The sequence below is a fragment of the Trichocoleus sp. FACHB-591 genome, from assembly GCF_014695845.1.
Taxonomy (GTDB): domain Bacteria; phylum Cyanobacteriota; class Cyanobacteriia; order FACHB-46; family FACHB-46; genus Trichocoleus.
Map to the genome: position 1 here is coordinate 26,408 of NZ_JACJPA010000074.1, position 8,272 is coordinate 34,679.

An 8,272-nucleotide genomic window follows, 5' to 3' on the forward strand; every position below is an offset into this window, starting at 1 on the left:
GTAGGCAAACTATGCGTGGGGTAGGGATTAAGGCTGAATCCGAAATTGTCTGGCTGCAAGACATCAGCAACATAGACTATATCCGAGAAGAGACCTGGTCTACAGCCGAGCCCTACTGTCCTCCACCAAAGATTTATGGGCAAACAGTGGTAGGCTACTCTGTCTTGAAGCCAGCAATTAAACTTGAGCCCGGTGTCTATACACGGCGTCTCTTTACTCTGAGACCTCATGATTGCTTTTACGACCCACGAGGCATTTACCGAAAGAGTTTTCCAGTGGAAGCAGTTGACCCTAAAACGGTTCAGCCTGGGATTAGAGGAGTAAAGACAGACAAAGTAAAAGGTTAATGTAAACCCGATCATCAGCACTAAAAGCGCACGAGCAATTTTCTGTAAATCTGCGTTAGCAACGCCTATGAGAGTGAGGTCTAGCCTTAGTCAGCCGAAAACAGGCGATCGCAATCCCCGTCTAGGTGTCAGTGATGACTCGTGAATTAGCTTCTACTTGCTGGGGCTACTTGTCTTACTTCTCGCCGCAACATCCGCAAAGAGGGTGTTGCAATTCCTGTTCTTGCTTCAGGTCTTGAAATAGGCTCAGGAGACTACGAATCTGACCCGATATTTTCTTGAGCTTGGCGATCGTTTGAGCTTGTTGAGCGAGTAGCTCCTCTAGGTCATCTTCCACGTTTCGCTATGAATAGTGCAATCGCTAGCCAGCTTATAGGCTCTTAACTACTCTATTCTCTACGTGAGAAAATAAAATACAGGTGGGTTGCTTCGTTTGCAATGCAGATGGCATCCGAGGAGGTGTAAAAAGCAGCCCTTGAAGAAGCTGCTGACTACCTTGTGGCGTTACCAACTAACCTAATCGATAGCCAAACCCTCGCACTGTAATAAGGTACTGAGGATTGCTAGGGTCAGCCTCTATTTTCTCTCTCAGCCACCGAATGTGAACATCGACAGTTTTAGAATCCCCCATAAAGTCTAGACCCCACACCTTCTCAATCAAATCCTCGCGCGATCGCACTCGACCTGGCTGCTGCATGAACACCTCTAAAAGACTAAACTCTTTCGGAGAGAGCGTGACTGCTTCGCCGCGTAGCGTGACTTGACACTGCTGCTTGTTGAGAGCTAGGTCTTGGAAGCTCAAGATTTCTTCTTTTAGCTGAGGGTTAAAACCTTGATAATTCCGCAGCAACACTCGACATCGGGCAATGAACTCCTTCAGGCTAAAAGGCTTCGTCAAGTAGTCATCCGCTCCTACTTCTAGTCCCACGACAATATCAGCCTCTGCCATTTTGGCGCTGAGGATCAGAATTGGAGTTGTATTGCTCTGCTGACGAATGAAGCGACATACATCCAATCCATTGATAAACGGGAGCAGAAGGTCCAGAACAATGAGGTCAAATGCTTCATCGCCATTTCCTTGTGCAGATGTAGAGCCCTGCACCTGTTCCAGAGCTTGCTGACCATCCTCGACGGCTACAACTTGAAATCCTTCTGCTTGCAAGGCAAGAGCTACTGTATCGCGGATCACTGCCTCATCTTCAACCAGTAAAACCCTGGCCTGTCGAGCGGATGGTCCAAGGGAAAAATCTCTAGATGAGGACATAAGAATCGTTGAGGTCGAATCAGTTCGTTGGCTCAAACTAGGAAATGAAGGAGTTGGAGGCTAGGATTAGTAGTCGGCTGAGAACAAGTGAAATCTTTCTTTAGTTGCTTCTGGAGTCAGAAGGCTACCCCTACAATGTAGCAGCGAGCAAGCGTTGGAATGACAAGGTATGTCAGCGTACTTAATTACAATAGAAGTAGCTCTACAAGATTCGGTTTTAGTGTTGGAAGCAGTGATTCAGGCTGAATTGCAAAAGCGAGGAGAGCCGTTTCAGTGGGCGGTGACAGACGTAGATTGTCAGCGACAGATAGTTTCAGTGGATGCCCTGTTATGGCTGAAACCTGAACTCATTTAAATCCTCTCTAAGAAAAAACAATTAATAGGGCAAGATGCAAGCGTTCCGCCAGAGCAAGGCAAAAACCTTCCCGCGATTGCTTTTTCTTAGCTACTGTATAAAGCTCAAAGCTGCGATCGCCCCTCCAGTTGTACTTCCGAAACCTCAAAATACCGCTGTAGTCGTGCCCTCGCGCTGTTCATTTAGGTCATCAAAGCAGTTTGTCTGAAACTGAGGCTACTAATTCTCACCAGCCCCAGGCGATCGCACGTCTCCCGCGGAATTTCATCGGTTGACTTACAACAATTTTTATATCAGTAAACCATAGGCGCAGTGTTAGATAATTACTTTCTCTGACAAATGGTATGGCTTTTTCAAGCAGAAACACCTGTAGGATTGACATTCCCCTGCTCGTGCCATCTGGGAAAGAGATACTGCTTGCCTGCGCTCGTTTGATACGTTTCCACGTAACTCTTGAGAACGCAGTTGACCGGAAATTGCCGCGTTCCTGTTTTCCCTTTGTATTGGCCTTACGCAGGCTAATCTTTACCCTGACGCCTGCTGCGTCATAAGCATCCGTCGCCAGCATTGAACAAGTCTCACTGATGCGGCACCCTATGTAAAGACAGATACCGAAGAGAGCTCGATCGCGAGCGGATTCAAACGCCTGGAACAATTTTGTAATCTCCTGGGGGTTAAAACCTTGGCTTGAACTGATTTGAACCGTTAAACTTCACTATTCAAGCTTTTGGCCTGTACTGAAAACAGTAATAATGCTTTATAAAAACATCTATTTGGCTAATGCAACCGTGCTGCTCTGTCATCAAATTGAAGCAGCATATTGGCATGAATGGAATCTATTTGCACTGCCTGGTGGTATTCAGCTATTTGTATTGTTAAATATCCCCATCGTACTAGTTATTCTTTGGGGCTTCGGTGCAGTCATTCGCAACTCTGCTTCAGGTACTATCTACTCCTGGGTACTAGTGGTAGGAGGATTATTTGCAGCTTTTTTTCACTCGTACCATTTGTGGCGTGGGGATCAGACTTTTACCCTTCCAATCTCTATCAGTTTGCTGATAGCAACTTTAGTACTTTCAGTGCTTCAGGCTGGAATATTGCTTAATATGGGCCAAGAAGGAGACTCAAAAAACACTTGACACTATTTTGATTGTGACAGGTCCAACTGCTTTTGAGTCCTAATTGGGGTCGAGCGAGATACGTGTAAAACAGTGTTACCAATTCTGACTGGACTGAGTTTGAACTATATCGCTCAAAAGCTATGTTCTAAAACCTTGATTCTCTCGTAGGAATCTATCTTTGAAACAACCTAAACCTTGGTAAGTAGTTAGCCGACAGCCTGTATGGCGAGAGTGGAGATGTCATCGGCATCTTGCGTCAGTTCCAGCTTCCTTACATTGTGGCGATTCGCTCCAATCATGGGGTGCTGATGCCGAAGGGACAACGGGTACGCTATAACCGTTGGCACGCCTATGACCAGCCTCTAGCCGAACATCCCACGCAACGTCGTTATATCCGCGAAATCATCTTTGGCCAGCGGCGACCTATCCGCTACTACCAAATCACGAAAGGCAGCACTGACAACCCAGACAGGGCAGACAGTTGGTTTATCATGACTAACTTAGCCGGGGATGTCCTTCTGAGTGTAGGTCGCCAATACACGCTGAGAACATGGATTGAGTATGGATTTAAGCAGGTCAAGAATGAGCTGGGATGGCATGATTATCGTTTGACGGAGTACAGCAGTATCGAACGCTGGTGGGAGCTCGTTTTTAGCGCTTACCTGCTAGTTAGTCGGCATGCTGATGCCTTTCAGCATTCCCCACAACTCAAAGGTGAGAATGCCACCGTTTCTTCATCTCCTCTGTTGCCGTTTAACCAGCATCCCTTTTGGGAGTTGGGAATGACCTGGAAGAGTGCTTTGAACAATCTGCGACTCCTACGGCAACCACATTGCTGTTGGGGGTGGTTAGAGCCTTGGTTACAAGTTTTTCCTATCCCTGAACTGATCTATGGGTTGGAGCAGTTAATGAATTGGATGGATACCTTTCGCCTGTTGCCAAGGCCAGGGTTGAAAGGACCAAACGTACTAGCACTGAAAGTAGCTTGATTGCAGCTGATTACTTTACTCTTATCAAAGTAACAAAAGAAGGATTAAGAGCTAATTTAGTTTTTCTTTTACTTCTAAGTAAATGAATTATTAGTTAATTATTAATTAAGTTTAGTTTTAGAAAAAGTTAAATCTCTTAAATATAAGGTAAAAATGTAATTTTTCTTATAAAAATAATTGATTTACGTCTTTTAGAAGAGAGCAGAACAAGACTATCAACCTATCCTAAGTGTGCTTGCATCGCACTACTGGAAGCAGTTTCGCGCGCACGTTTACAAGATTAATTGAGAGACAAACATGTTTATCTTAAAGAAATTGAATCGAAAACTGTTCAGCTATTTAAGTCTTGTACTTTTAGTTACAACATTACTTATCTTTCCACCTGCGTTTCCTACTCAAGTTTCATTTTTAGGCTCACCTGCTATCACATCTAGCGTCAATGCTCAGACAAATCAACCTGAAAGCAAGGAGCCTGAGTTTAGCGATTCTCAACAACCTAAGCTTCCTTTAAGCCCGGAGGAACAAGGGGAAGGTGAGGAAGAAGCGATCGATTTCTTCAAGATGGCAATGGGCGCGATCGCGGGTCTAGTGTTGTTTATTTATGGCGTTACGCGCTTAGCTGAGGGACTAGAAGACGTGGGGGAAGAACGGATGAAACGCCTCCTCAGCAAATTCACTACAAACCGCTTTGCAGGGGTTGCAACCGGAATTGTCGCCACAACATTCTTGGAATCATCATCCGTCACGATCATTCTGGTGATTGCGATGGTAAGCGCCAGCATTCTTACGTTTGTACAATCCCTTGGGGTTGTGTTGGGTTCCAATATTGGTACAGCGGTCGGAGCACAAATTATTTCTCTCAATATCGAACTGTATGTTCCTATTTTGATGTTTAGCGGACTATTGGTATTCTTCTTAGGCAAAACGGCTCGTATTAAGTCTCTTGGCATCGTTTTGCTTGGGTTTGGATTGATGTTTTATGGACTTGAAGCGATTGACTCAGCAATGGAGCCGTTTCGAGATTACGAACCGTTCTTAAACTTGATGGAGAGTCTGGGTCGTAATCCTGTTTTAGGAGCTTTGCTAGGAGCTATTTTTACGGTGATTATTCAATCTTCTTCAGCCACCGTAGCAATCGTAGTGACGCTAGCAGGCTCCGGTTTGATTGCTTTGCCCGCTGGCATTGCAATTATGCTGGGTGCAGAAGTTGGAACCTGTGCTGATACTCTGGTTGCTACGATCGGACGGGGTAGCGCTGCGTTGCGAACGGGTTTATTCCACCTCTTCTTTAACCTTAGTAGTGCCGTTCTAGGAATCTTTTTAGCTCCACAGTTGGCTCAACTAACTCAAGCAATTTCTGGTGATGATGTTGGACGGCAAGTTGCGAATGCTCAAATGCTATTTAATGGCATTGGCGTTGTTGTCGTCATCGGTTTTTTACCAATCATTGCACGGGCACTAGAAAAGCTAGTTCCAGAAACCATCGCAGATCGTGAGCGGCAGCAACGCCAACTCGAAAAACAGCAAGCGAAAGCTAAAGACCTGCAAGCTGAACCTCTCACTCGTTAAACATGCCTTACACCTGAATCACCCCTTCCACGCTAGATCAATTGAGGAGCAGTGGCTAAGGGCGATCCGAGGCGAAATCAAGATAATCGGGTCGAGGAAGGCGTTTAACCTTCCCCTCCCACACCACCCTGCATGCGGGTCCGCACAGGGCGGTTCATGAAGACGCGCAGACAATGCTGATAGTCTAGGCGTATCCCTGAACTTTCATCCAAAGATGACGAATGGATAGCAATCCCTGCTGCTCCAGCCATTCATTGGTCATTCCCGTTTGCGTCGCCAGCGTCTTTGACAAGCGCCAGTAGCCTTTGCGGCTAAGCCCTGTCGAGAACGCATGCCGTCTACTCGTTCCCAGCTTGAGCAGGTTGGTGATGCGGGTTCTGGGTCTGCGCCATTGCTTCCAATAACACATCCGCATCCGCCGCCTTAACCAACCGTCTAGCTCTTCGATGGGCGAGTAATGTTGGGAGATGCCAAAGTAGTTCATCCAGCCTCGCAAGTATCGGTTCAATCGCTCAATCCGTTCTGCCATTGAAACTCCCCAACTGCGTGAGGTCAGTCCCCGCAATCGGTGCTTGAAGTCCCCCATGGCTGGCTCAGATGCAAAGATCCGAATCCCCCGGAAGGTGAAACCTAGGTATTCGAGGTCTTCGACCTTGACCACCCGACTTTTCTCGCGATTGACCTTGAGCTTCAGCTTTTGGGTCAGGTAACGACTCGTTTTGGCCATCACTCGTCGCCCTGCACGTCTACTTTTGACCAGGATTACCAAGTCATCCATGTAGCGGACAAAGCGATGTCCTCTGGCTTCTAGCTCCTTGTCGAGGTCATCCAATAGGATGTTGGACAATAACGGAGACAAGGGCGACCCTTGCGGTGTCCCCCAGTCCGTGGCCTCAATCGTGCCACCCACCAGCACCCCTGCTCTCAGGTAACGACCGATGAGACTCAAAAGTAACTTGTCAGTCACTTTGCGGGCAATCCGGGACATCAGCACATCGTGATTGACCGTATCAAAGAATTTCTCTAGGTCTAGGTCAACCGCGTACCGATATCCCATCTTGACAATCGTCTTTACCTGCCGAATTGCGCCATGAGCAGAGCGTTTGGGGCGGCTCCCATAACTGGACTCAGAAAACTCTGACTCAAAGATGGGAGACAGCACTTGTAAGATGGCTTGTTGGATCACCCGGTCGATGACACAAGGCACACCCAACTTTCGCTCTCCCTTGCCGCGTGGCTTGGGAATGACCACCCGTCGCACCGGGCGAGGTTGGTAGCTGCCATCTATCAGGGATTGGCGAATCTCATTCCAATGCTCCCGCGCATAGGCCGGAAAGTCTTCTAAGCTCATCCCGTCACTGCTGGGTGCACCTTTGTTCGACTTCACTCGTTCCCAGGCTCGTTTGACATTGTCGCGCTCTAAGATTCGCACCATCAGGTTGTCTAAGGCTAGCTCTCTGTCAGCACGCCAAACATCATCTCCCCCATCCGGGTTCATTGATGAGTTTGAGTGGTTCATGGCTCCTCCTTAGTTCATTCATGTTCGTCCCTTCGTTCCCCAAGAGAACTACTATGGACTCTGCTGACTTCTGCCTCACTCACCATCCAGCATTGCTACTGGCTGTGCCGTTTGGGTTGCCGTAGGGTTCGGTGGGTGCTCTATCCGTTTCCAGATAGCCCTCAGTCCAACTCCCTTAGCCCCTCAAAGTGCCGTTAGACAGACCTCCCCAGATAAGAACGTGAACTGTCCCGCCGCAACCGCGTCATTTACTGTGCCCCTTGAACCTTGGATTTCGTTGTGTTGTGCCAACTCACCCAGGGGTCTCAGCATTCTATGACGTTTCTGTTCGTCGACTCGTCGGTTTGCCGCTGGCTTCCTCCAGATACTCCCTCGCGAGAGCACCCTTGCCTTAAGCTAGGAGTTGTCGTCACTCGGCTCCGAGACTTTCGAGCATTTGGACGTTGGTCCTCCTCCAGGGGACTTTCACCCCATTAGTTCACGCCCATGCTGGGCGTACACAATTCAAATGCAGCGGACAGTTGAAAGCTGCTGGTGCTGAGTTAAAGGTTATCTGCCGCCGCTGCGTTTTGCCGTTAGACTCTCTTGTCTCATCAAATTAGAATATCTGACGGATTCGACATAGATCATCCCATGCCATGTCTTCCAATTCTCGCCGTTCTGTCAGTCTGGTTGCCTGTCTAATCGCTCTACCTTTATCACTGCTATCTATGGGTTACACGACACAAGCCTCAACCCCTGTCGAGGTTCACATTACAACGTTAACAGGCACGCTCCATGGCACACAGATTACTCCAGCGTCTAATATGCCAGAGCCAGCGGTGCTGATCATTGCGGGTTCAGGTCCGACCGATCGCAATGGAAACAATCCTCTAGCTGGGCAGAATAATAGCCTCAAACTCCTCGCTGAAGGATTAGCGGATCATGGCATTGCCTCAATCCGATATGACAAGCGCGGGATTGGAGAAAGCGCAGCCGCAGGACCTGAAGAAGCTGATTTGCGTTTCGATACCTATGTTGAAGATGCTGCACTTTGGATTCAGCAATTGCAGGCAGATTCTCGTTTCTCAAGCATCACCGTAATTGGTCACAGCGAAGGCTCTCTGAT

The 8,272-nt window shown here is 47.8% G+C and carries 10 protein-coding genes; 6 read left to right on the forward strand and 4 right to left on the reverse strand.

Features of this window, described 5'->3' with window-relative positions; genetic code table 11:
• The first annotated feature begins 11 nt into the window (after positions 1-11).
• Positions 12-347, forward strand: coding sequence for a DUF6009 family protein (locus tag H6F90_RS13330; RefSeq protein ID WP_190552939.1), 336 nt, complete (start codon positions 12-14; stop codon positions 345-347).
• Positions 348-522: 175 nt separating this feature from the next.
• Here the strand turns inward: H6F90_RS13330 and H6F90_RS13335 are convergent, their stop codons facing one another.
• Together H6F90_RS13335 and H6F90_RS13340 are read right to left on the reverse strand one after the other, a co-directional pair.
• On the reverse strand, positions 523-684 hold the full coding sequence (locus tag H6F90_RS13335; protein WP_190431021.1) for a hypothetical protein: 162 nt from the start codon (positions 682-684) through the stop codon (positions 523-525).
• Between the two features lie 174 nt (positions 685-858).
• On the reverse strand, positions 859-1,611 hold the full coding sequence (locus H6F90_RS13340) for a response regulator transcription factor (protein WP_190552940.1): 753 nt from the start codon (positions 1,609-1,611) through the stop codon (positions 859-861).
• Between the two features lie 169 nt (positions 1,612-1,780).
• Here H6F90_RS13340 and H6F90_RS13345 point away from each other — a divergent pair, with 169 nt between their 5' ends.
• A complete protein-coding gene (locus H6F90_RS13345; protein WP_190552941.1) occupies positions 1,781-1,966 on the forward strand; it encodes a hypothetical protein in 186 nt (61 codons plus the stop codon).
• Positions 1,967-2,192: 226 nt separating this feature from the next.
• Here the strand turns inward: H6F90_RS13345 and H6F90_RS13350 are convergent, their stop codons facing one another.
• Positions 2,193-2,663, reverse strand: coding sequence for a tyrosine-type recombinase/integrase (locus H6F90_RS13350; RefSeq protein WP_370588014.1), 471 nt, complete (start codon positions 2,661-2,663; stop codon positions 2,193-2,195).
• 55 nt (positions 2,664-2,718) lie between these two features.
• Here H6F90_RS13350 and H6F90_RS13355 point away from each other — a divergent pair, with 55 nt between their 5' ends.
• From H6F90_RS13355 to H6F90_RS13365, 3 genes are all read left to right on the forward strand, one after another.
• Positions 2,719-3,105, forward strand: a complete 387-nt coding sequence (locus H6F90_RS13355; protein WP_190552943.1) for a DUF6713 family protein — start codon at positions 2,719-2,721, stop codon at positions 3,103-3,105.
• Positions 3,106-3,305: 200 nt separating this feature from the next.
• Positions 3,306-4,076, forward strand: coding sequence for a hypothetical protein (locus H6F90_RS13360; protein WP_370588015.1), 771 nt, complete (start codon positions 3,306-3,308; stop codon positions 4,074-4,076).
• A gap of 297 nt (positions 4,077-4,373) precedes the next feature.
• On the forward strand, positions 4,374-5,645 hold the full coding sequence (locus H6F90_RS13365) for a Na/Pi cotransporter family protein (RefSeq protein WP_190552945.1): 1,272 nt from the start codon (positions 4,374-4,376) through the stop codon (positions 5,643-5,645).
• A gap of 184 nt (positions 5,646-5,829) precedes the next feature.
• On the opposite strand, the gene ltrA is transcribed toward H6F90_RS13365, so the two are convergent.
• Positions 5,830-7,164: a group II intron reverse transcriptase/maturase gene (gene ltrA, locus H6F90_RS13370; RefSeq protein ID WP_242024462.1), complete on the reverse strand. Its 1,335-nt coding sequence runs from the start codon at positions 7,162-7,164 to the stop codon at positions 5,830-5,832.
• Between the two features lie 638 nt (positions 7,165-7,802).
• Between ltrA and H6F90_RS13375 the strand changes: the two genes are divergently transcribed.
• Positions 7,803-8,272 (forward strand): alpha/beta hydrolase (locus H6F90_RS13375; RefSeq protein ID WP_242024463.1); only part of this gene is annotated, 470 nt, incomplete at its 3' end.

Coding starts and splice junctions, on each gene's coding strand:
- H6F90_RS13330 (WP_190552939.1), top strand. CDS start 12: ATGCGTGGGGTAGGGATTAAGGCTGAATCCGAAATTGTCTGGCTGCAA.
- H6F90_RS13340 (WP_190552940.1), bottom strand. CDS start 1,611: ATGTCCTCATCTAGAGATTTTTCCCTTGGACCATCCGCTCGACAGGCC.
- H6F90_RS13345 (WP_190552941.1), top strand. CDS start 1,781: ATGTCAGCGTACTTAATTACAATAGAAGTAGCTCTACAAGATTCGGTT.
- H6F90_RS13355 (WP_190552943.1), top strand. CDS start 2,719: ATGCTTTATAAAAACATCTATTTGGCTAATGCAACCGTGCTGCTCTGT.
- H6F90_RS13365 (WP_190552945.1), top strand. CDS start 4,374: ATGTTTATCTTAAAGAAATTGAATCGAAAACTGTTCAGCTATTTAAGT.
- ltrA (WP_242024462.1), bottom strand. CDS start 7,164: ATGAACCACTCAAACTCATCAATGAACCCGGATGGGGGAGATGATGTT.